This window comes from Komagataeibacter swingsii (assembly GCF_003207895.1).
Classification (GTDB): domain Bacteria; phylum Pseudomonadota; class Alphaproteobacteria; order Acetobacterales; family Acetobacteraceae; genus Komagataeibacter; species Komagataeibacter swingsii.
Genome location: NZ_NKUB01000024.1, coordinates 1 through 21,248 on the forward strand (window position 1 = coordinate 1; position 21,248 = coordinate 21,248).

At 68.1% G+C, this 21,248-nt stretch carries 20 protein-coding genes and 1 riboswitch; of the genes, 3 read left to right on the forward strand and 17 right to left on the reverse strand.

Going from position 1 to position 21,248, the window contains the following annotated elements; translation table 11 throughout:
* The 5 genes from CFR76_RS13675 to CFR76_RS13695 all read right to left on the reverse strand — a co-directional run.
* Positions 1–1,674, reverse strand: a 1,674-nt coding sequence (locus CFR76_RS13675) for a diguanylate cyclase domain-containing protein (protein WP_110557530.1), incomplete at its 3' end; no start/stop codon positions are given.
* A gap of 296 nt (positions 1,675–1,970) precedes the next feature.
* A complete protein-coding gene (locus CFR76_RS13680; RefSeq protein WP_110557531.1) occupies positions 1,971–2,249 on the reverse strand; it encodes a DUF6587 family protein in 279 nt (92 codons plus the stop codon).
* Positions 2,249–4,084, reverse strand: a complete 1,836-nt coding sequence (gene feoB / locus CFR76_RS13685; protein WP_110557532.1) for a ferrous iron transport protein B — start codon at positions 4,082–4,084, stop codon at positions 2,249–2,251. Before feoB ends, CFR76_RS13680 begins: the two co-directional genes overlap by 1 nt.
* The gene (locus CFR76_RS13690) at positions 4,081–4,329 is read right to left on the reverse strand and encodes a FeoA family protein (protein ID WP_110557533.1); all 249 of its coding nucleotides are present in this window, start codon (positions 4,327–4,329) and stop codon (positions 4,081–4,083) included. Before CFR76_RS13690 ends, feoB begins: the two co-directional genes overlap by 4 nt.
* A gap of 69 nt (positions 4,330–4,398) precedes the next feature.
* A complete protein-coding gene (locus CFR76_RS13695) occupies positions 4,399–5,787 on the reverse strand; it encodes a cobyrinate a,c-diamide synthase (RefSeq protein WP_244191953.1) in 1,389 nt (462 codons plus the stop codon).
* Between the two features lie 70 nt (positions 5,788–5,857).
* Between CFR76_RS13695 and CFR76_RS13700 the strand changes: the two genes are divergently transcribed.
* Positions 5,858–6,943 carry a cobalt-precorrin-5B (C(1))-methyltransferase gene (locus tag CFR76_RS13700; RefSeq protein WP_110557535.1) on the forward strand — a complete coding sequence of 362 codons (1,086 nt, stop codon included), beginning with the start codon at positions 5,858–5,860 and terminating at the stop codon, positions 6,941–6,943.
* Between the two features lie 129 nt (positions 6,944–7,072).
* On the opposite strand, the gene cobM is transcribed toward CFR76_RS13700, so the two are convergent.
* Genes cobM through cbiE form a run of 3 tightly spaced genes read right to left on the reverse strand, consistent with a single transcriptional unit; the run spans position 7,073 to position 9,440 of the window.
* A complete protein-coding gene (gene cobM / locus CFR76_RS13705) occupies positions 7,073–7,825 on the reverse strand; it encodes a precorrin-4 C(11)-methyltransferase (RefSeq protein ID WP_110557536.1) in 753 nt (250 codons plus the stop codon).
* Entirely contained in the window at positions 7,822–8,196 is a 375-nt protein-coding gene (locus CFR76_RS13710) for a cobalamin biosynthesis protein (protein ID WP_110557537.1), read from the reverse strand. Before CFR76_RS13710 ends, cobM begins: the two co-directional genes overlap by 4 nt.
* On the reverse strand, positions 8,193–9,440 hold the full coding sequence (cbiE, locus tag CFR76_RS13715) for a precorrin-6y C5,15-methyltransferase (decarboxylating) subunit CbiE (protein WP_110557538.1): 1,248 nt from the start codon (positions 9,438–9,440) through the stop codon (positions 8,193–8,195). The genes CFR76_RS13710 and cbiE overlap by 4 nt, the downstream gene beginning before the upstream one ends.
* 32 nt (positions 9,441–9,472) lie before the next feature.
* On the opposite strand from cbiE, the gene CFR76_RS13720 reads away from it, so the two are divergent.
* Positions 9,473–10,243 carry a cobalt-precorrin-6A reductase gene (locus tag CFR76_RS13720; RefSeq protein WP_110557539.1) on the forward strand — a complete coding sequence of 257 codons (771 nt, stop codon included), beginning with the start codon at positions 9,473–9,475 and terminating at the stop codon, positions 10,241–10,243.
* Here the strand turns inward: CFR76_RS13720 and cobJ are convergent.
* From cobJ to CFR76_RS13760, 8 genes are all read right to left on the reverse strand, one after another.
* Positions 10,207–10,980: a precorrin-3B C(17)-methyltransferase gene (gene cobJ / locus CFR76_RS13725; RefSeq protein ID WP_110557540.1), complete on the reverse strand. Its 774-nt coding sequence runs from the start codon at positions 10,978–10,980 to the stop codon at positions 10,207–10,209. The two genes, CFR76_RS13720 and cobJ, sit on opposite strands and share 37 nt — an antisense overlap.
* Positions 10,977–11,714, reverse strand: coding sequence for a precorrin-2 C(20)-methyltransferase (locus CFR76_RS13730; protein WP_110557541.1), 738 nt, complete (start codon positions 11,712–11,714; stop codon positions 10,977–10,979). Before CFR76_RS13730 ends, cobJ begins: the two co-directional genes overlap by 4 nt.
* Positions 11,711–12,352: a precorrin-8X methylmutase gene (locus CFR76_RS13735; protein WP_110557542.1), complete on the reverse strand. Its 642-nt coding sequence runs from the start codon at positions 12,350–12,352 to the stop codon at positions 11,711–11,713. The genes CFR76_RS13730 and CFR76_RS13735 overlap by 4 nt, the downstream gene beginning before the upstream one ends.
* On the reverse strand, positions 12,349–13,581 hold the full coding sequence (gene cobG / locus CFR76_RS13740) for a precorrin-3B synthase (RefSeq protein ID WP_110557543.1): 1,233 nt from the start codon (positions 13,579–13,581) through the stop codon (positions 12,349–12,351). The genes CFR76_RS13735 and cobG overlap by 4 nt, the downstream gene beginning before the upstream one ends.
* Entirely contained in the window at positions 13,578–16,952 is a 3,375-nt protein-coding gene (gene cobN, locus CFR76_RS13745) for a cobaltochelatase subunit CobN (RefSeq protein WP_110557544.1), read from the reverse strand. The genes cobG and cobN overlap by 4 nt, the downstream gene beginning before the upstream one ends.
* An 18-nt stretch (positions 16,953–16,970) precedes the next feature.
* A complete protein-coding gene (gene cobW / locus CFR76_RS13750; protein ID WP_110557545.1) occupies positions 16,971–18,038 on the reverse strand; it encodes a cobalamin biosynthesis protein CobW in 1,068 nt (355 codons plus the stop codon).
* A 3-nt stretch (positions 18,039–18,041) separates the two neighbouring features.
* Positions 18,042–18,440: a DUF1636 domain-containing protein gene (locus CFR76_RS13755; RefSeq protein ID WP_110557546.1), complete on the reverse strand. Its 399-nt coding sequence runs from the start codon at positions 18,438–18,440 to the stop codon at positions 18,042–18,044.
* Between the two features lie 161 nt (positions 18,441–18,601).
* Positions 18,602–18,844: riboswitch (cobalamin riboswitch) on the reverse strand.
* 53 nt (positions 18,845–18,897) lie between these two features.
* Positions 18,898–19,428 (reverse strand): histidine phosphatase family protein, encoded by a 531-nt coding sequence (locus tag CFR76_RS13760; protein WP_110557547.1) that lies wholly within the window; start codon positions 19,426–19,428, stop codon positions 18,898–18,900.
* A gap of 169 nt (positions 19,429–19,597) precedes the next feature.
* Here CFR76_RS13760 and CFR76_RS13765 point away from each other — a divergent pair, with 169 nt between their 5' ends.
* On the forward strand, positions 19,598–19,822 hold the full coding sequence (locus CFR76_RS13765) for a CbtB domain-containing protein (RefSeq protein WP_110557548.1): 225 nt from the start codon (positions 19,598–19,600) through the stop codon (positions 19,820–19,822).
* A 222-nt stretch (positions 19,823–20,044) separates the two neighbouring features.
* Here the strand turns inward: CFR76_RS13765 and acuI are convergent, their stop codons facing one another.
* Entirely contained in the window at positions 20,045–21,025 is a 981-nt protein-coding gene (acuI, locus tag CFR76_RS13775) for an acrylyl-CoA reductase (NADPH) (RefSeq protein WP_110557559.1), read from the reverse strand.
* Between the last annotated feature and the right edge of the window lie 223 nt (positions 21,026–21,248).

Here is a 21,248-nt window from a genome sequence, read left to right on the forward strand (position 1 = left end):
GTTGACCGCAACCGTGGGCACATGGATGCCGTCGCGGTCCCATTTCACGATCTGGCGGCACGCTTCCAGCAGCGACCAGCGGCCAATGGCCTCGATCTGCCCGGTTTCCTCCGCCACCGCGATGAAGCGGGAAGGATAGATGTTGCCAAGGGTCGGATGGTGCCACCGCGACAGGGCCTCGACACCGCTGAGTTCGAGCGTATGCGTGCGCACCTGCGGCTGGTAATGCAGTTGCAGCATGCCCTTGGCCAGCGAATCGCGCAGCGCGGACCCCAGCACCAGCCGGTCCTGCGCCACCTGGTTCTTTTCCAGGTTGGCGAAGCGGAAGGTGCCGCGCCCGTTTTCCTTGGCCTGCCGCAGCGCCACATCCGCCGTGCTGAGCAGCGATTCACTGTCCGGCCCGTTATCGGGATAGGAGCTGATGCCGATCGAGCAGGAAATCGTGAGCGTGTTCTGTCCGATCTGCATGGGTTTGGATATGGTGGCCAGCAGGCGCTCGGCAAACGCCGTGGCCTCCTTGTTGGGGCAGTTGGGCACCACCACCACGAATTCATCCCCGCCGGAGCGGCTGATGACATACCCGTCCAGCGAGATGGCGCGGATACGGGCCGCGATCTCGATCAGGAACTGGTCGGCATAGACATGGCCCAGCGCGTCGTTGATATCGCGGAAGCGGTCGATATCGAGCATGAAGATGGCGAACTGGCGGTTGCCATCCTGCTTGTTGATCATGCTCTCGATCACCTTGTGGACCGAGGAGCGGTTGAGCAGCCCGGTCAGGCTGTCGAAATTGGCAAGGTGGGAAATATGTTCCTGCGTCGCGTTCTGTTCGAACGCCAGCGCGCAGAAGGGAATGCAGGAATCGACAATGCGCTGTGGCCATGTGTTGCGGCCCTGGTCCTCACGCGCGTAGAGGGCGAAAATGCCCTTTACCTGGCCCGACCGCGTGCACACCGGCGTGCAGAAGCACTGCTGCAACCCCAGCGAGATGCCAAGCGAACGGTAGCTGTCCCATACCAGTCGCGTGGCGTAGTTGGAATCCAGCCGCAGCTTTTCCAGCTCGGAAGAAGAAATGTACAGGCTTTCCAGCGAAGCCCGGTACCGCTTCGGCAAAGTGGGACTGGACAATACGCGCAGTTGCCCGTCGGGCGCAATGAGCATGAGTACCGCAACCGTGCCGGGCACGAAGCTTTCCACCCGGCGGCACAGCAGGTCGGCCACGTCCTGTATCAGCATGTCGCTGGCCAGCGCCTGCAGCACGTCGTTCTGCAGGATCAGGATCTTGCGCTGCTGGCTTTCGTTGGTGACGTTCTTCATCACCCCCATGAAGAAGATGCGCCCGTCATCGGTCACGACCTTCGACAGCGACAGCTCGCCGCAGATGTATTCCCCGTCGCTGCGGGTGAACTCCACCTCACGCGATGTGCCGACAATGCGGTTCTGGTTGCTGGAACGGCTGCGGTCCACAAACGCGTCATGGCTGCCGCGATGCGCCATGGGCACCAGCACGTTCACGTTCTGGCCAAGCACGTCCTTCTTGTCCAGGCCCCACAGGTTTTCCGCAGCGCTATTGAAAAAAATGACATGGTTCTTGTCATCAATAATAACGGTTGCGTCTATGGCCTGTTCCAGTGCCGAAATCAGGACTTCAGCGCTCAGGTTAGGCTTGGACATTGAATTACCTCGCAAAAGGGACAAGGACGGGCCGCCGCCACAAGCCGTGCGGACCGGGGGCATGCAATATGGGACAGTCTGATCATGCTGCTTGCCGTACATGCCGTCAGGCAATCAAGGCAGGCAGAGCGTGGTAGCAGCGGTCAACGAGATATCATATGACCGAAAGGCCAATGTTTCCAATAATATGGAATAATATTTATTCGTACTTTATATAAAAATGACCCATAGCGCAATCATGACCAAAACCGGATGGTCTATATATCCCACCCCGCCGCGCTGATCCATCACGTCATTTATTTTAAATGCGCATCTTTACCTGGCCGGTTTATCGGGGGGCAGCGATCACCACCGCAGCCCGAACACCCGCCACAGCCCCCGGCGGTGCGCGGGGTCGCGCGCCGTGTGGCATGCCGGATCAGGGCAGGCGGGGCATGGAGCCGCCGCAGTACGCCCGCCGCCCGCCACCAGCCTTTTTGGGCCAGCGCGGGAAACAGCCGTCCCGCCCAGTACAGCGCACAGGCCCCGACCAGCCCGCAGGCCAGCAGCGTCTGGGACAGCGTTGCGAGGTGCATCAGAGCATCCGTGCGATATGGTAGGTCAGGAACGCCGCCGCATAGGCCAGGGCGAACAAATATCCCGCCGCCAGCGCCACCACCCGCCATGACGCGGTTTCGCGCCGGATGACCGCAAGGGTCGCGACGCATTGCGGCGCATACACATACCACGCCAGCAGCGACAGCGCGGTGGCCAGGCTCCAGTGCGTGGGCAGCATCTGCCCAAGCTGGGCCGCGGCCTGATCGGTATCCGTGCCGGAACCAAGCGAATAGACCGTGGCCAGCGCGCCCACCGCGACCTCACGCGCGGCAAGGCCGGGGATCAGGGCCACGCAGATCTGCCAGTTGAAGCCAAGCGGCGCGAAGACCGGCAGCATCAGGTGGCCGATCCGGCCCGCAAGGCTCCAGTCGATGGCAGGTCCCGGCGCGCCCGGCGGCGGGGCGGGAAAGCTGGACAACCCCCACAGCAGCACCGTGAGCGAGACAATGGTCGTTCCCACGCGCATCAGGAATATGCGCGCCCGTTCCCACAGCCCCAGCGCAAGGTCACGCGGGTTGGGCAGCCGGTAGGCCGGCAGCTCCATGAGCAGGGTGGCTTCCTGCCGGTCGGGGTTGCGCCAGCGCAGCACGCGCGCCACCACCACGGCCGATACGATGCCCAGCGCGTACAGCCCGAACAGGACAAGCCCCTGCAGGTTCAGGAACCCGGCAATGTCGCGATGGGGAATGAACGCCCCGATCAGCAGCGTATAGACCGGCAGTCGCGCCGAACAGGTCATGAGCGGCGCGATCAGGATGGTCACCAGCCGGTCGCGCGGGTTCTGGATCGTGCGCGTGGCCATGACGCCGGGCACGGCGCAGGCGAAGCTGGACAGCAGCGGGATGAAGGACCGTCCGCTCAGCCCCGCGAAGGACATGAGCCGGTCCAGCAGGAATGCCGCGCGCGGCAGGTACCCCGATTCCTCCAGCGCCAGTATCCATGCGAACAGGATCAGGATCTGCGGCAGGAACGTCACCACGCTGCCCGCACCCGCGATCACGCCATCCACGATCAGGCTGCGCAGCAGGCCATCGGGCAGCAACCGCCCGACCTGCTGCCCCAGCCAGCCCATGCCTGCGTCGATTCCATCCATCAGCGGCTGCGCCCACGCGAACACCGCCTGGAACATGAAGAACAGCAGCACGATCAGGATGACCGGCCCCCAGACCGGGTGCAGCACCCAGCGGTCCAGCCGTTCTTCCACCCGGTCGGACAGGGGGGTGGACTGGGTCACGCAGTCCGACAGGATCTGGCGCACCATCGCATGCAGGTCCGTGCCGGCGGGCAGGGGCGTGGGCACCGGGGGCAGCGAGTCATCAAGCCGCGCCAGCAGGCTGCGCGCCCCGTCGCGCCGGATGCCCACCGTGGGCACAACCGGCATCCCGATTTCGGCCTGCAGGCGTGGCAGGTCGATTTCCATGCCATTGCGCTGTGCCGCGTCAATCATGTTCAGCGCCAGCACCACCGGGCGGCCCAGGGCGCGCATTTCAAGCACGAAACGCAGGTGCAGCCGCAGGTTGGTCGCATCGGCAACACAGACCAGCAGGTCGGGTGCGGCCTCCCCCCTGTAGGTGCCGGCGCAGACATCGCGGGTCACGGCCTCATCGGGGCTGGTGGCGTTCAGGCTGTACGCACCGGGCAGGTCCAGCAGCCGCACGGTATGGCCCGCGGGCGTGGTGAACCAGCCTTCCTTGCGTTCCACCGTGGCGCCGGCGTAGTTGGCGACTTTCTGCCTGCTGCCGGTCAGCAGGTTGAATAGCGCCGTCTTGCCGCAGTTCGGGTTGCCGACCAGTGCGATGTTGAGGGGGGTCATGCCTGTGGCCCCGCCGGATGGACATTCACGCGGGCGGCTTCCGTACGGCGCAGGGCAAAGCGCGTGAAGCCGATGCGTACCGCCAGCGGGTCGCCACCCAGCGGAGCGGTCGCGACAACGCGCACCGCCTCACCCGGCACGAAGCCGAGTTCACGCAGTCTCTGGGCCACGGGGTCGGCGCCGCCGGGGTCATCAACGCTGTCAATCACGGCGTCGGTTCCGCGTGGCAGGTCACTCAGTCGCATAAGGCGATACGATCCGGACAATAAAAGTAAGTGATAATTATTATTAAATACTGGTGGTAATGTTGTCCATCATGTTTGTGCCGATACCTGCGCCATGGCGGGTACGGGTATGTCCGTGGCGCATGTAGTATCCGCCTGCATTGCAGGCAGCGTGGACAGCACATGGAAGAACGTGCCCGATACCAGCCCGCGCAAGCCCCCGCCCGTGCCACGGGGGTCGCCATATCCGTCACGCATCTCCGCCAGCGGGGCATCACTGCCCGGGCTGGTCACGGTGGCGTAATGGAACTCATGCCCGCGCAGGACCGTCCCCGCCCGGCCGATGGCGCAGTCATGGCGCAGCGTGGCGCTGCGGTAGCCAAGGTTCATGCGGCGTGTGGCAAAGGACGTGGCATGCCCCAGCAGGCCGGTCATGCGATGCGTCACACCGGCCTTGTCGGTCAGGCTTTCCCCCAGCACCATGAAGCCACCGCATTCCCCATGCACCGGCCGGGTCCGGGCGAAGCGCGCCAGCGCATGGCGGAAATGCCCTGCCGCCGCCAGCCGCCCCGCATGCAGTTCAGGATAGCCACCGGGCAGCCAGCAGGCGTCACAGCCTTCATCCGGGCCTTCGTCATTGAGGGGAGAGAAAAAATGGATCTCCGCTCCCGCCCGGCGCCAGCCCGACATGATATGCGCGTACAGGAAGGAAAAGGCCGCATCATTCGCCACCGCGATCCGCTGCCCCGGTGGCGGCAGGGCGATGACTGCGGGCACCATGGGGGCGATGCGCGGCGGCAGGGCGCAGGCCAGTATGGCGTCCAGGTCAAGGTCGCGTTCCGCCTGTGTCGCCAGCCGGTCCGCCAGTTCGTCCAGCCCGCCATGCTCACGCGCCTGAACCAGCCCCAGATGGCGTTCGGGCATCTGTAGCTGCGTATCGCGCCCGAACGCGCCCAGCACGGGTATGCCCGTGGCGGTAATGGCCTGTGTCGCCATGGCGGCATGGCGGGGGGAGCCGACGCGGTTCAGGATCACGCCCGCGATCCGGACAGCAGGATCAAGTGTTGCAAAACCCAGCGCGGTCGCCGCCGCCGACTGCCCCTGTCCCGAAATATCCAGCACCAGCACGACCGGCAGGCCAAGACGCGCGGCGATATCTGCCGGTGCGCCACGGGCGCCGCGTGGTTCCATAAGCCCGTCAAACAGCCCCATGGAGGCTTCGGTCACCAGTATCTCGCACGCCGTGCTGGCCTGCGCCATGACATCATCCAGCAGCGCGGGTGGCATGGCCCAGCTATCCAGGTTGAGGCTGGAACGTCCCGTCAGCGCTTCATGAAAGGCGGGATCGATATAGTCCGGCCCGGTCTTGGCCCCGCGCACCGCAACGCCCCTGCGGCGCAGGGCGGCCAGCAGGGCCAGCGTCAGCGTGGTCTTGCCGCCGCCTGATCGGGGCGCGGCTATCATCAGCCCTCGTGTCATCATGTGCGTTCCTGCTAGACCGTGGTGAGCGGGGTCCCCTTTTGCCCCGCAGGGAGAGAAGATCACCCAGATGGAGCATACCCATACCAGCCTGCGCCGGGGATGGACCACAGGCAGTTGCGCCACTGCCGCCGCCCGTGCCGCGTGGGTCGGGCTGTGCGGGGGCGAATTTCCCGATCCGGTGACCATTACCCTGCCGGGCGGGCAGCACGTGGCCTTCGCGCTGGCCGCCCATGGGCATGCGGGCGATGGCGCATGGGCTGCGGTGGTGAAGGACGCGGGCGACGACCCGGACGTGACCCATGGCGCGCATGTGCGCGTGGATGTGCGCCGTGGGCCGCCGGGCCGTGGCGTGGTGTTCCAGGCGGGCGCGGGCGTGGGCACCGTGACCCTGCCCGGCCTGCCCATCCCGCCGGGCGAACCGGCCATCAACCCCGTGCCCCGCCGCATGATCCGCACCGCCCTGCGTGACGCGGCGGGACGGGAGGCGGATGCGGTGGTCACGGTGTCCATCGCGGGGGGACGGGAGATGGCGCGGCATACGCTCAATGGCCGGCTCGGGATCATGGGCGGGCTGTCCATCCTGGGTACGACGGGGATCGTGGTGCCGTTTTCCTGTGCCGCGTGGATTGACAGCATCCATCGCGGCGTGGACGTGGCGCGCGCGCTGGGCCTGCCGCATGTGGCGGGCTGCACGGGCGATGTGTCGGAACGGGCCACGCGGGCGTTGTACGCCCTGCCGGAGGAAGCCATGCTGGAAATGGGGGATTTTGCCGGTGGCCTGCTGAAATACCTGCGCCGCCACCCGGTGGGCCGTGTGACCATTGGCGGTGGCGTGGCCAAGATGACCAAGCTGGCGCAGGGGTTTCTGGACCTGCATTCCCGCCGGGGGCAGGCGGACATGGCCCGTCTGGCCGACCTTGCGCGGGATATTGGCGCCCCTGATGCGCTGGTGGACGCCATTGCGCAGGCCCATTCCGTCGCCGCCGCCTTCGTGCTGGCGCAGCAGGCGGGAATCGCCCTTGGGCCGCCAGTGGCGCGTGGGGCATGGGCCACCGCGCGCGACGTGCTGGCGGGAAGCGGGTGCATGCTGGATGTGTTGCTGTTCGACCGCGCGGGCCAGCTTGTCGCCCGGCATGGTCCCTATGTAGTTTAGAATAACGCCTTGATGAAAAGTAAAAGTTTTTGGGTGCCGCCTTTTTTCAAAAAGGCGGCGTTCTTCGAAGCTTTTTGAAAAAAGCTTCACCAAAAACTTTTGTCTTTGTTATCCGGGGTGACCTGTGGTTCAGGACCGGAAACGGCGGTGGTAATCGGCGTTGTACAGCGCGCTTTCACGGAAATCATGCGTGCCCAGCGCCCGGCCCACCAGCACCAGCGCCGTGCGTTCGATCGGGTTTTCCGCCAGTTTCTGGCAGATATCCCCCAATGTGCCGCGCAGCACCAGCTGATCGGGCCATGTCGCCCGCGCCACGATGGCCACGGGGCAGTCCGCGCCATAAAATGGCGTCAACTGCGTCACGATCTGGTCCAGCACGTGAATGGCCAGATGGATGGCAAGAGTCGCCCCGGTCGCGCCGAAGGCGGCCAGCTTTTCACGCTCCGGCATGGCTGATGCCCGGCCGCTGACGCGGGTCAGCACCACGCTCTGCGCCACTTCGGGCACGGTCAGTTCGCGCCCCAGCACGGACGCGGCGGCGGCAAAGGCGGGCACGCCCGGCGTCATGGTCCACGGGATGTTGTGGCGGTCCAGACGGCGGATCTGTTCGGCCACGGCGCTGTAGACCGACAGGTCGCCCGAATGCAGGCGGGCAATGTCCTGCCCCGCCGCATGCGCCCTGATGTATTCCGCCTCGATCAGGTCCAGCGTCAGGGGGGCGGTGTCCACCAGCCGCGCATCGGGCGGGCAGTGTTCCAGCATTTCAACCGGCACGATGGAGCCTGCGTACAGGCAGACCGGGCATTTCGCCAGCAGGTCGCGCCCGCGCAGGGTCAGCAGGTCGGCAGCCCCCGGGCCTGCGCCAATGAAGTGTACGGTCATGCGTCCTCTCCCTGTGCCATGGCACATGTTGCGTGGGTGCCGGTCAGGCGCGGCACGATCAGTCGTGAATGCGGTCCCGCCGCCGCCAGCGCGCAGCCTTCCGCCACCGACGCCACCCCCAGCGCCGCCTGCGCGCGGGCGGAACGGGTGACGCAGCGCGGCTGGGCCGTGGCCAGTTCATCAGGCGTTACGGCGCGCAGCGTCAGGCCCAGCCGGGCGAGTGCGGCCTGCAACCCGGCTTCGCGGTAGCGGAAGGCGGGCACGGCCACAAGGTCGGGCTGCAGGCCGCAACGTGCATGGGCTTCGCGCAGCAGGCCAACGATCACGTCTGCAGCACACCCGCTGCGCAGGCCAAGTCCCGCGACGATCATGCCGTTGCGTCCGGCGTGCGGGTGACGGCATAGCTGGTTACGGTCATGCCGGGACGGAAACCGTGGAAGCGCCCGATGGCCTCCAGCCGTTCCACCTGCATGCGCGTCAGCGTGCCGCCCCAACGGGCATGGGCGGCGATGACGGCTGCCTCGCTTTCCAGTGTCACGGCGTTGGCGACCAGCCGCCCGCCGGGGCGCAGGGCATGCCATGCAGCATTCAGCATGCCGGGATTGCTTATGCCGCCGCCAATGAAAATGGCGTCGGGCGGGGGCAGGTCATCGGTTGTCAGGGTGGGCAGGACGGCAGGCGCTGCCCCCGCCACGACATGCAGGCCGGGCACGCCGAGGGTCAGGGCATTATGGGCGATACGCGCGCGGCGGTCGGCCGATTTCTCAATGGCGACGGCCCGGTTGGCCGGGTGGCGCAGCATCCATTCAATGCTGATGGACCCTGAACCGCCCCCGATGTCCCACAGGACCTCGCCCCGTCGCGGGGCAAGGGCGGACAGGGTCGCGGCCCGGATCTCGCGCTTGGTGATCTGCCCGTCATGGGCGAACAGCTCATCAGGCAGGCCGCAGGCCAGCGGGATGACCAGCGCATCGCGCGTGGCCACGATATCCAGCGCCATCAGGTTCAGCCGGGGGAAAGGGGGCGCATCCGCCGCCATCTGCGTGGCTGTTGCGGTGTGGTGTGTCTGGCCTGCCCCGCCAAGGGCGCCCAGCACATGCAGGGTGGATGGCCCGAAACCGCGTTCATGCAGCCAGCGGGCGAACCGGGCGGGGCTGCCTTCATCCGCCGACAGCACCACCAGCCGCGCACCGGGTTGCAGGGCAGGGGCCACGGCCGCCATCGGGCGGCCGCACAGGGACAGGATACCGACATCCTGCTCCGCCCAGCCCAGCAGGTTGCACGCCAGCGCCACGCAGGAGGGTGCGGGATGACAGGCCATTTCCCCCATCGGCACATGGCGGCGCAGCGTGGTCCCCACCCCGAACAGGAACGGGTCGCCCGACGCCAGCACGCAGACCGGCTGCCCCCGATGGGCCAGCACCCGGGCTATGCCATCGGCAAAGGGATGCGGCCATGCCAGCGTGCGCCCGGTTATCACCGATGCGGCAAGCGCAAGATGGCGCGCGCCACCAACCACGAGCGTAGCCCCCGCGATCAGGGCGCGGGACGCGGGGGGCAGCCCCTCGACACCGTCTTCGCCAATGCCGATAACATGCAGCCATGGGCTGGTCATGCGCAGGCCCCGTTGAATGCGAGGGGAAAGGGATGCGGGTTCTGGTTCTGGGCGGCACGACGGAGGCGCGTCAGCTTTACGGCCTGCTGGAACAGGCGGGCGCGCGTTTTGATGTCACGGTCTCCCTCGCCGGGGCCACGCGCGCGCCGGTCCTGCCACGGCTTGCGGTCCGGATCGGCGGGTTTGGCGGGGTGGATGGCCTGCGGGACTGGCTTGTGGCGCATCGGACGGATGCGGTCATCGACGCCACCCATCCCTTTGCCGTGCGCATGAGTGGCAATGCCGCGCAGGCATGCGCGCGGGCCGGTGTCGCGCTGTTGCGCGTGGAACGCCCCGGCTGGACGCCGGTTGAAGGCGACCGCTGGATACGGGTGGACGACATGCAGGCCGCCGCCCGCGCACTGGGCACCACGCCACGGCGCGTGTTGCTGACGGTGGGGCGCAAGGACCTGCTGCCCTTCCATCATGCAGGCGGGCATGACTGGCTGCTGCGCAGCGTGGACCGGCCCGATGCATCCCTGCTGCCGCCCGGCGCGCGGGTGCTGCAGGCGCGCGGCCCCTTTGATGTCGCGGCGGAGGAGGCCCTGCTGCGCGATGAACGGATTGATGTGGTCATCACCAAGAATTCCGGCGGTGCCGCCACCTATGCCAAGCTGGCAGCGGCGCGCGCGCTCGGCCTGCCGGTCATCATGGTGGACCGGCCACCCGTGGCCGCCGCCCCCACCGTGGCGGATGCAACAGCGGCCATGGCGTGGCTGGAGCGCCTTTATGCGCACGCTTCCCCCACCCGGCGGGAGGTATAGAGCCACCTGCCGCCATCCGCGCGGTCGATCACATGGGTCAGCGGGCAGCCGATCAGCACCAGCGTGCTCATGTCCACCTGTTCGGGGTCGGCATGGGCGATATCGGTCAGGATCACCCGTTCGTCCGGGCGGCCGATGGCGCGGGCGAAGGCCACCGGCACATCACCGGGCAGGATGCCGCGCAGCAGGTCCAGCGCCGCGCCCAGCTGGTCGGGCCGTGCCTTCGATCGCGGGTTGTACAGCGCAATGACCAGCCCCGCACCGGCGGCCGCCGCCAGCCTGCGATGCACCACCGCGCGTGGCTTGAGGTTGTCGGACAGGGAAATGACGCAGAAATCCCCCCCCAGCGGCGCGCCCAGCCGGGCGGCGGCGGCCAGCACGGCGGAAACGCCCGGTATGACCGTGACATCCACCTCCCGCCATGCGGCGGGGCCGTGGTCGATGGCCTCGAACACCGCGCTGGCCATGCCGAATACGCCCGCGTCCCCGCCGGATACGACTGCCACGTTCCGCCCCGCCAGCGCCAGTTCAATGGCATGGCGCGCGCGGTCGAGTTCCACGCGGTTGTCGGAGGCATGGCGCACGACCGCTGGCCCGGCCTCGACCCGCGCGACATAGGGCGCGTAGCCGATCAGGTCGGTTGCCTGCGCCAGCGCGGCACTGGCCTGCGGCGTTACCTGTTCCGGCGCGCCGGGGCCAAGCCCCACGATGAAGATGCGCCCGCCCGCCCGCGTCATCGCGCGTCCTCCCGCCCGGGGACAAGGATGATGGAGAAATAGGGTGCCGGTCCCGTCATGTCGGTCAGTTTCATCCAGCGCTGCTGCGGCTGGGTCGCGCGTTCGACATAGATCGCGCGATCCTCGCGCCCCGCATGGCGAAGGGCGGCGCGCACCTTTTCAAGGTTGCGGCCCAGCTTCATGATGACGGCGGCATCCGCGCGTTCCAGCCATGTGGCCAGTTCCGGCTCATCCAGCGTGCCGGGAATGACGCACAGCACGTCATCCCCATGTACCATCGGCTGGCGCGCCGCCGACCAGCACCCGCCCATGGCGGTAATGCCGGGCACGACGGTGCAGGCAAAGCGTTCATGCAGCCGGTCAAACACATACATGGCCGAGCCGAACAGGAACGGGTCCCCTTCACACAGCAGGGCCACGTCCCGGCCATTTTGCAGGCGGGTTGCGATCTGTTCGGCGCATTCATCATAAAACGCCGCCATGCGCACGAGATAGGCCGGGTCGCTGACCGCGATTTCGGTGGTGAAGGGATAGGCGAAGCGCAGGGTCTCGGCCAGTCCGGGCAGCATGTCGCCCGCGATCTGGCGGGCATGGCCGGGGCGGTCATGGCGGCAGAACCATGCCACCACCGGGCTTTCACGCAGTATGCGCGCGGCCTTGAGGGTCATGAGTTCCGGGTCCCCCGGCCCCATGCCAAGGATGGACAGGCGGCCCGCAGCAGGACTGGCGTTCATTCCGCCTCACTCGCCAGCGCGTTGACGGTGGCCGCCGCCATGGCGCTGCCACCCAGGCGGCCACGGACGATGATGAACGGCAGGTCGCCAAATTCCGCCAGCGCTTCCTTGGATTCCGCGGCACCGACAAAACCGACCGGCATGCCAATGACCGCCGCCGGCCGGGGTGCCCCCGCGCGGATCATTTCCAGCAGGTGGAACAGCGCGGTCGGCGCGTTGCCAATGGCCACCACCGCGCCATCAAGCTGGTCGCCCCACAGGTCCATTGCCGCGGCCGAGCGGGTATTGCCGATTTCCCGGGCGATGACCGGCGTGCGCGGGTCACGCAGCGTGCAGATGACCGGGTTGTCGGCGGGCAGGCGCGCGCGCGTCACGCCATGGGCCACCATGTTGGCGTCGCACAGGATGGGCTTGCCCGCCAGCAGGGCGGTGCGCGCGCTGCTTACAAAATCGGGGGACATGCGGATGGACTTCACCACATCCACCATGCCGCAGGCGTGGATGATGCGTACGGCCACGCGGGCTTCCGCCTCGCTCAGTCCGCCCAGGTCGGCTTCGGCGCGGATGATGGCAAAGGAACGGGCATAGATCGCCGCCCCGTCATGGATGTAGTCGTACGGTTCCGTCTGCGGGGTCATGCCGGTTCAGTTCTCCCGTTGCGTGGGGTGGGATCGGTGGGGTGCCGGGACCAGCCCCGCACGATCGGATGTATCTGTGCCAGTGAAAGCCCGATGTCCACAGGCGTATTGTCCGCCCGGCCATGCGGGCACAGGCCGTAGCCGTCCGGCCCCGCCACCAGCGTGATGTCGGCGGGGGCGGGATGGGCGCATCCCTTGGCGCATCCCGACACATGCAGGCTGACACTCGGCGGCAGGCCGGGGGCCAGCGCATGGGCATCGGCAATGACGTCGCGCGTGGCGCACGCGCAGCCATGCGTGCCGATGCATGCCCATATGCGCAGGCGTGGATCATCCGCCTGCGTCATCAGGCCGGGCAGGGCGGGCGGCGTATCACACTGTTCCAGCACGATCGCCCGCCACGGGGCGATGCGCATATGGCCGTTGCCGTGCCTGTCGCACCACCGCGCGATGTCTTCCATCATATCGGCCGTAATGGGGCCGGGCGGCAGTACAATACCCATGGCGTGGCCGGGCAGGGGGCCTGCCAGCACGGGCCGGTCAGGACAGGCGGAGGGGGCTGTTGTGGTATCGGCCATCCCGATACGGGCAAAGGCGGCCCGGCCCAGCGCGGGATCGCGCAGGGGGCGGCTGGCGGGCGTCATCGCCGCCAGCGCATGCGCCACGGCCACGACAATGCGCGCAACATCCGCGCCGGGGCAGGCCAGCGCGCGATCGCCGCACGCCACCATCCACCCGGCACCCGTGGCGCGGGCGACGATATCCGCCCGCAGCGTGCCCGCCGGGATATGTCCGCCGCATTCCACCGCAATCACGAATTTGGCCGGCAGGCCACGCAGCGTATCGGCAGCGGCAAGGGCCGCATCCAGCGCGCGGATCACATCCGGCGCATCGGGTGCGGCGTCGGGGTCGATTCCCGCCAGCGGGGAGAGCAGCAGGCTCCGCCGGGCCTCGGTCGCGGCATCATTGCTGGCCAGGGCCGCCGCCTGCATGTCACGGGCGAAGGCGCGCGCGCTGCCGGGTGTCAGGCCGCGCAGTTGCAGGTTGCCCCGGCTGGTCAGTTCGATTAGCCCGTTGCCATGGGTTGCGGCGGCGCGGGCAATCTGCCGGGCCTGTGCCGCTGACAGGCGGCCAAGCGGCGGGCGCACGCGCACCAGCCAGCCATCGGCGGCTTCCATCGGGGTGTGCAGGCCGGGGCACCAGCCGCGTATGGCGGGGGCCGTGGTCATGGCGGCGTATCATCCAGCAGCATGCCGGCGGAATTGCTGCGGGGCCGCCACAGGTCCCGGCGCAGGGCATCGGCCAGCAGGCGGCGGATGGCGGCATGGGCATCGGGGTTGGCGTGGCGCAGGAAGGCGTCCGTTTCCGCATCATCCAGCAGGGCGTGGAAGGTCAGGTCAAACTGCCGGTCAAAGCGTGCGGGCATGGTTGCGGCAAAGCCATGCAGCGCCTCCACCCCGCGTGCGATTTCGGCAGCGCCCCGATAGCCGTGGCGGCGCATGCCCGCCAGCCATGCCGGGTTGGCCAGCCGCCCGCGCGTAACCCGGGCCACTTCCTGTGCCGTGGCGCGCAGGCGCGGCGCATCGGGGCGGGAGGTATCGCCATGCAGCAGGCGCGGCGCATTGCCCAGCAGGCTGGCCGCCGCCGCCATGCCGCCTTCATGGGTGGCCATGTCGGCACTTTCCAGAATGTCGGTTTCGGCATTGTCCTGCACATGCAGCACCACCGCCGCCCCGGCCATGCGCGCGGCCAGGGCGTCGGGCTGGCGCTGTCCCTCCCGCTCGCCGCCATAGGTCCATGCCGAACCCTCCAGCCATGCCCGGCCCAGATCATCCCGTGTCACCCATTCACCACGCGCCAGCGGGTCTTCCACCCCGGTGCCGTAACTGCCCGGCGCCGCGCCGAACATGCGCGCGGTCGCGGCCTGTAACGCGCTTCCCGCCAGCCCCGCCGCCTGCGCCGCCAGCGGGTTGAGGCCGGGGGATTCGAAACCGCGTGCGGCCACGGCCTGCACCGCCTGTTCGAACAGGGCGATCTGCCCCGGAAAGGCGTCGCGGAACAGGCCCGACAGGCGCAGCGTCACATCCACGCGCGGGCGGTCGAGTTCGGCCATGGGCATGATCTCGATTCCCGTCACCCGGCCTGACGCGCCATCCCATACCGGGCGCACCCCCATCAGCAGCAGCGCAAGGGCCAGGTCCTCGCCCCCCGTGCGCAGGCTGGCCGATCCCCACAGGTCAATGACCACGCTGCGCAGCGGCTCGCCCTGATCCTGCAGGTGCCCTTCCAGCAAAAGGGCGGCCGTGCGCTGCGCCAGCACCATGGCGGATCGGGTGGGAATGGCGCGCGGGTCCATGGCGTACAGGTTGCGCCCCGTGGGCAGCACGTCGGCCCGGCCCCGCGTGGGCGCGCCCGCAGGCCCCGCCGGGACGAACCGCCCGTCAAGGGCCGCCAGCAGCGCCGTGCCTTCCGCCGTGCCGCAGGCCAGCAGGCGCCTGGTGATGTCGTCCGTCGCCACCCCGCCGCATGACCGGGCAATGGCCTGCGCCAGTTCGGGCGCGCGGGGGGGCGGGCAGCCGAATACGTGCAGCCCGTCGCGGATCTGCAGGTCCTTGACATCACACAGATAGGCGTCGAGCCGGGCGAGGGCTTCGTCCTCGTCATCCGTGCGGGCCACGCCGGATTCATTGAGCAGCCCAAGACTGTCGGCGCGTTGCAGGATTTCCCCGCGCAGGATCGCCCCGCGCCTGCGGTCCAGCCCGTCGGCCGCGGCATATTCGTCAATCAGGCGCTCAAGGTCGCCCGTATCGGCCCCGGCTGTTCCAACGGGCACGATGGGGGGCGTCATGTGGCCGATCGTGACGGCCCCCAGCCTGCGCCGCGCGGCGGCTGCCTCGCCGGGGTTGTTGACGATGAAGGGATAGATGACCGGCATGCCCCCCACCAGCACCGATGGCCAGCACGTGGCCGAAGGGGCCGCGGCCTTCCCCGGCAGCCATTCCAGCGTGCCATGCGTGCCTAGATGCACCATGGCGTCCAGCCCGCGTTCATGGCGCAGCCACAGGTAGAACGCGACATAGGCATGGCGGGGCGGCGTGTCGGGATCATGGTAGCCCGCATGCCGGTCGGTCGTGGCCCCGCGATCGGGCTGCAATGCCATGAGGATGCGCCCGATATGGACATGGCGCAGGCAGAACCGGCCATCCGTTACCGCCGGGTCATCTTCCGGCGCGCCCCAGCATGCGGCCAGCCCGTCCTGTAGTGCGGCGGGCAGCGCCGCCAGCCATTCGCGGTAGGTGGCGACGGAAACGAAGGGCCGCGCCGGTGCGCGTGCCAGCATGTGGGCCAGCGTATCCGGCGTGGGTAGGGCGGCATCGCCCGTGTCGTAGCCACCGTCGCGCAGCAGGCGCAGGATGTGCGCAAGGCTTGCGAAACTGTCCAGCCCCACGGCATGCGCCGCCTGTCCCGTGGGCGCGCCCTGCGCGCCGGGATAATCGGACAGGATGATGCCCACCCGTCGCGTGGCGGGCGGTTCATGCCCCAGCCGCGCCCAGCCCACCGCGCGCGCGCAGGTCAGGTTGATGCCATCGGGATAGGGTTCATGGCGCGCGGGCAGGCCGGGGGCGGTTTCCTCCTTGAAGGAAATGGGGCAGGCGGGGATGCGGCCATCCAGTTCGGGCAGCACAACCTGCATCGCCAGGTCGGCCTGCGACAGGCCACGCACGCTGTCGCGCCAGACAGCAAAGGGAATGCCCGGCTGCTGCGCCTGCAGCACCGGCACGCCCGCAAGGTCCAGCGGGGAACGGTTGTCCACCCCTGCGCGGGCGGAAAAGAACGTGGCGTTTATGATGACATCCGGCGGGCCTGCCGCCAGCCGTGCTGCCACGACACGCGCGGAATCGGGGTTCTTGAGCGACGTGACATAGACAAGGTCAGTCCCCATGCCGTGGCGGGCCAGTCGGGTTGCAAGCTGCGTGATGGGGGCAATGTCCCCCGCCAGCAGGTGCGCGCGGTAGAACACCACCATGGCCCGCAGCGGGAGGTTCGGGTCGGCGGCGTGCAGTACCTCGGCAGGGGGCAGCGGAACGGGGGCGGCCCCATCATCCGGCCCGCATCCGGCCAGATGCGCCATAAGCCGCAGGGCGGCCTGCATATTGGCCGTGCCACCCGTGCGCAGGAGCGCGTCGAGGCGGACCCGCATGGCTTCCGGCGCGGTGGACAGTGCCGCAAGGCGCGGATCATCGCGCCCGTCCCCCGCCACGAATGCCAGCGGGATTCCGGCCTGCTGGCAGGCACGGGACAGTTCTTCCGCGCCGTAGCGCCAGTAGTCCACGCCGCCGAGCAGTCGCACCACCACGCAGCGCGACTCCATGATCGTGTCGGCCACGTACAGGTCGATCGACATGGGGTGCAGCAGGCGCGACAGCGTGGCCGTGCGCAGGGTCGCGGCCGGCGCGCCCTGTGCCACATGGGCCGCGTTCAGGCACAGGAGGTCACTGTCCGAAAAGGACAGGAACACGATATCCGCCGGGGCGTGCCCCAGGTCTTCGGCCTGTTCGCCGTCCTCCAGCGTGCGGACCTCACGTGCAAGCAGGTGCATGGTGGCTGCCGGTTTCCGTCAGTCGCCCGCCGCCAGGCCCTGCGCCAGCGCGGCCGTAATGGCAGCCTGGTCCATGCCCTTCTGGCCAATGACCACAAGGCTGCCCGTGCGCGGCGCGTCAGGGGACAGGGCGCGGTCGAACTGGTGGCGGAAGCGGCTGCCAACCCCCTGCACCGCAAGGCGCATCGCCTTGCCGCGCACCGTGGCGTAGCCCTTCATGCGCAGGATGTCGTGCTGTCCGGCCAGTGTTTTCAGGCGGGCGATGAAGCCTTCCACACTGTCCTGTTCGGGTATGGGAGCGACGAAGCTTTCGAAATCATCATGCTCGTGCGCGCCGCCTTCGGCATCATGGTGCGACGGGCGGGCCGCAAGGTCGTCTTCCGCCGCCGCATCAAGGCCCAGCAGGATGGCCGGGTCCACCTGCCCATCGGTCGCGCGCACCACCTTGACCATGCGCGGGATTTCGGCGCGGATGGAAGCCTCCACCGCATCGGCCTGCGCGGGGGTCATGAGGTCGGTCTTGTTCAGCACCACCAGGTCGGCGGACAGAAGCTGGTCCTCGTACACTTCCGCCAGCGGGTTGTCGTGGTCCAGCGACGGGTCGGCTTCCTGCTGGCGGGCGACTTCGTCGGGGTCATCGGCAAAGCGGCCGGCGGCTACGGCGGGGCCGTCCACGACTGTCACCACGCCATCGACGGTCATGCGGGTGCGGATGGTGGGCCAGCCAAACGCCTTGAGCAGCGGCTTGGGCAGGGCCAGTCCCGAAGTCTCGATCACGATATGGTCGGGCGGTGCCGCGCGGTCCAGCAGCGCTTCCATGGTGGGCAGGAAGTCATCGGCCACCGTGCAGCACAGGCAGCCGTTGGTCAGTTCCACAATGTCCTCGTCCCGGCAGCCTTCCACGCCGCAGGCGCGCAGCGTGTCGCCATCAATGCCCAGCGTGCCGAATTCATTGACTACGATGGCGATGCGCCGGCCCTGCGCATTGGCCAGAACGTGGCGCAGCAGCGTGGTCTTGCCCGCCCCCAGAAAGCCGGTGATGACGGTAACGGGTACCCTGGCGCGGGCCGTGTTGGATGGGGTCATGGCTCAGGTTCCTGAAAAAAGGGTGGCGGGGAAACGGCCGCGCACCATGTCCGACAGGCTGGCGGGGCGGCGGGACGGCATGACGGTGCCACTGCGCGATGCGCCGTAGGCGGCGATATAGGTCATGAGGTCGGCGGCCTTTTCCGGGCCAAGGTTGGCCAGCAGCCAGCCCCATTTGCCCGGCATGGCCACCACGGCGGTGCAGCCATCGTTACAGGCGGCAAGGCAGTTGACTTCATGCACCACAACCTGCGCGCTGCCTGATGCCAGCACCTGCATGGCGTCATGCAACTGGCGTCCGGGCGGGTTGTCGGATGCGGGCAGGCCCCGGCGGCAGGTCACGCAGACATGCAGGTGAACGGGGCCGGCACCCATCGGCGCGGGTGGTGCGGGAGTACTCATTGCGGTGCGTGCCCTTTCGCGGCGTTGCTGCGCGCGGGCAGCGGTGGGCGGGGTGCACGGTCATGGCCTGCCATCCCGGCGCATGGCAGGGGGGCAGCCTGTCGCGTGCCGGGCACCCCGCCGGCCATGCGATTCCTGAATCTCGGTCCTGTTATGCCCGCCTGCGGGCGGACATGATGGCAGGTCTCCTGGCTTGTGGCGGAGGGCGCTGGGGCCAGCACCCTCGATCCCGGCGGCCTTCCCGGTCCCGATCGGGGGACCAGTGGCGCATGTCGGCCCGCGATACGCGGACCGGCCGGGCGATAGCCACCTACAGTTGCGGGGGCAGCGACGGCATTGCCGGTATGGCGCACCGTCTTCCCTATTCTCCCCCGACAGGGGGAACCATCACTGGCGGATTTAGACGATCGGCCCCGGCGCTGTCAAAAAAACCGGGGCCGTCGCGCATGCCATGCGGTCATGGCAGTGGTGCGCCACTGGCGGCCACGCGCCATGTGGCATGGCGGGTCAGGTGAATCCGGGTCAGGGGGGCGATGTCCAGTCGCGACAGCATGGCCGCCGTGCCGCCAAGGGCGGCCACCACGATTGCCCGGACCACCGTGGCGTCGGCCATCACCGTGATCCGTGCGGGTACGGGCGGCAGGGCTTCAAGCCACCGGGCCACGCGATGCAGGTGCGCGGCCCGGCTCTCGCCCCCCGGCGGGGCAAAACCGGCATCGGCAACCCAGCGTGCAAGGTCGGCGGGGGGCAGGTCTTTTAATGGCCGCCCCTGCCACGCGCCCATATCAGCCGTGCGCAGGGCCGGTTCGGGCAGGCCGTGGCCTATACCGGGGGCTGGCATGGCGGGCGGCAGCAGGAGCAGTCCGGTGCCCTCGGCGTATCGCGCAAGATCGGCGGGCAGCGGGCCTGTTTCGCCCTGCATCGGGAAAACGCCACGGCGCACGCAGTCGGGGGCGGGCAGCGCGATACAGGTCAGGGCCTGGTTCATGCCGTGCGACCGTGCGTGTCGGGCAGGGGTGGGATATGCACGGGAATGATTGACCTTCCATGTCAATTTTGAAAACATGGACCCAGATCCGGTTATGGGAAGGGCGGCCAGACATGGCGCGTCTCCCGCATGCTGCTCCGGGTCGCACGAGATCCATGGAGTGACCAGTATGAGCCAAGATACATCCGTTCTGTCCAGCGCCGCCATTGCCGCGCCGCAGGTTTCCATCCCGGTCCGCGACCTGCTGCCGTGGGGTGTGTTCGGGCTGGTGCTGGCGTCGCTGCTGCTCTATTTCGTGGGCGCCGAGCAGGGGGCGACCTCCCTCATTTCCGGCCATTACGTGCATGAATTCGTGCATGATGGCCGTCACCTGCTGGGTTTCCCCTGCCACTGAATCAGGGCTGCGTGCCCGATGCGGCATGATGGTGAATGAAGGACGGCATGCCCCGGCGGGCATGCCGTTTTTTATTGCGCGTGTTGAAAGGCCATTCCCTGAAACGACCTGTAAATCATAAGGAAGTTTTTGGTGAAGCTTTTTTCAAAAAGCTTCGGAAAACGCTGCCCTTCGTAGAAAAGCAGCGCCCAGGAATGCCATTTTCCCGTCATGACGTGCGGATCAGCCCATGTTGATGACGGTCCGCCCCCGGATATGGCCGGCAAGGATGCGTGGCGCGATGCCGATGGCATCAGCCAGCGGGGCGTCATGCAGCATGCTTTCCAGCCGCATGGGATCGATATCGCGCGCAAGGCGGGTCCATGCGGTCATGCGGCGCGGGCGCGGGCACATCACGCTGTCGATTCCCTGCAGGCGTATGCCGCGCAGGATGAAGGGTGCCACCGTCAGCGGCAGCGTCAGCCCGCCCGCCAGCCCGCAGGCCGCCACCGTGCCTCCGTACTGGATGGAGGTGCACATGGTGGCCAGCGCCTCGCCCCCCACCACGTCGATTCCCCCCGCCCAGCGCGCGGTTTCCAGTGCCTTGCCGGTGGGGCTGAGGGTATCGCGCGGCAGTACCTCGGCGGCACCCAGCCCGGTCAGGTAGGCATGCAACTGTGGCCGCCCGGTCACCGCCGCCACCTGATACCCCAGCTGCGCCAGCAGCATGATGGCCATGCCCCCCACGCCGCCGCCCGCGCCATTGACGATGACGGGGCCGCTGGCGGGGGTCAGGCCGCCATCCTCCAGGGCCATGACACACAGCATGGCGGTAAAGCCCGCCGTGCCGATTCCCATGGCCTGTCGCGCGGTCAGCCCGGCAGGCTGTGGCAGCAGCCACCGCCCCGGCAGGCGCGCCATGCGGGCAAGCCCGCCCCAGTGCCGTTCCCCCAGCCCCCAGCCGGTGGCCAGCACCCGGTCGCCCGGGCGGTGGACCGGATCATCGGAATGCAGCACGCGCCCCGCCAGGTCGATGCCGGGGATCATGGGAAACTGCCGCACCACCGGCGCGCCACGGGTCATGGCCAGCGCGTCCTTGTAGTTCAGGCTGGAATGGTCGATTTCCACCGTCACGTCGCCTTCGGGCAGGGCGGCGGGATCGACCTGCTCCAGCCGGGTCGTGACCACGCCATCCGCGCGGCTGATCATGAGGGCATCGAACATGCTGGCAGTCTTCCGTGATGATGAAGGGAAAATGGAACGCGGAACCGCGTTCAATGCAGCTTTCTAGCCTGATCTAGGTCTATCTTCCTATGAGCAACTCCGTGATTTCGCATGAACGTGAAGTGGTGCCGTCAGGAAAAGCATTGAATATACAAAAGGATTTCAAAACGGTCCGTGGCCGGTTCCCGAACCGTTCCTGTCATCGTGCCCCGGTATGCGGGCC

Excerpts from the sequence above, each read along its gene's own strand:
- CFR76_RS13680 (WP_110557531.1), bottom strand. The coding sequence starts at position 2,249 with ATGCACCTCGCAACGCTGTCCCAGACGCTGCTGGCCTGCGGGCTGGTC.
- feoB (WP_110557532.1), bottom strand. The coding sequence starts at position 4,084 with ATGACCCCCCTCAACATCGCACTGGTCGGCAACCCGAACTGCGGCAAG.
- CFR76_RS13690 (WP_110557533.1), bottom strand. The coding sequence starts at position 4,329 with ATGCGACTGAGTGACCTGCCACGCGGAACCGACGCCGTGATTGACAGC.
- CFR76_RS13695 (WP_244191953.1), bottom strand. The coding sequence starts at position 5,787 with ATGACACGAGGGCTGATGATAGCCGCGCCCCGATCAGGCGGCGGCAAG.
- CFR76_RS13700 (WP_110557535.1), top strand. The coding sequence starts at position 5,858 with ATGGAGCATACCCATACCAGCCTGCGCCGGGGATGGACCACAGGCAGT.
- cobM (WP_110557536.1), bottom strand. The coding sequence starts at position 7,825 with ATGACCGTACACTTCATTGGCGCAGGCCCGGGGGCTGCCGACCTGCTG.
- CFR76_RS13710 (WP_110557537.1), bottom strand. The coding sequence starts at position 8,196 with ATGATCGTCGCGGGACTTGGCCTGCGCAGCGGGTGTGCTGCAGACGTG.
- cbiE (WP_110557538.1), bottom strand. The coding sequence starts at position 9,440 with ATGACCAGCCCATGGCTGCATGTTATCGGCATTGGCGAAGACGGTGTC.
- CFR76_RS13720 (WP_110557539.1), top strand. The coding sequence starts at position 9,473 with ATGCGGGTTCTGGTTCTGGGCGGCACGACGGAGGCGCGTCAGCTTTAC.
- cobJ (WP_110557540.1), bottom strand. The coding sequence starts at position 10,980 with ATGACGCGGGCGGGCGGGCGCATCTTCATCGTGGGGCTTGGCCCCGGC.
- CFR76_RS13730 (WP_110557541.1), bottom strand. The coding sequence starts at position 11,714 with ATGAACGCCAGTCCTGCTGCGGGCCGCCTGTCCATCCTTGGCATGGGG.
- CFR76_RS13735 (WP_110557542.1), bottom strand. The coding sequence starts at position 12,352 with ATGACCCCGCAGACGGAACCGTACGACTACATCCATGACGGGGCGGCG.
- cobG (WP_110557543.1), bottom strand. The coding sequence starts at position 13,581 with ATGACCACGGCCCCCGCCATACGCGGCTGGTGCCCCGGCCTGCACACC.
- cobN (WP_110557544.1), bottom strand. The coding sequence starts at position 16,952 with ATGCACCTGCTTGCACGTGAGGTCCGCACGCTGGAGGACGGCGAACAG.
- cobW (WP_110557545.1), bottom strand. The coding sequence starts at position 18,038 with ATGACCCCATCCAACACGGCCCGCGCCAGGGTACCCGTTACCGTCATC.
- CFR76_RS13755 (WP_110557546.1), bottom strand. The coding sequence starts at position 18,440 with ATGAGTACTCCCGCACCACCCGCGCCGATGGGTGCCGGCCCCGTTCAC.
- CFR76_RS13760 (WP_110557547.1), bottom strand. The coding sequence starts at position 19,428 with ATGAACCAGGCCCTGACCTGTATCGCGCTGCCCGCCCCCGACTGCGTG.
- CFR76_RS13765 (WP_110557548.1), top strand. The coding sequence starts at position 19,598 with ATGAGCCAAGATACATCCGTTCTGTCCAGCGCCGCCATTGCCGCGCCG.
- acuI (WP_110557559.1), bottom strand. The coding sequence starts at position 21,025 with ATGTTCGATGCCCTCATGATCAGCCGCGCGGATGGCGTGGTCACGACC.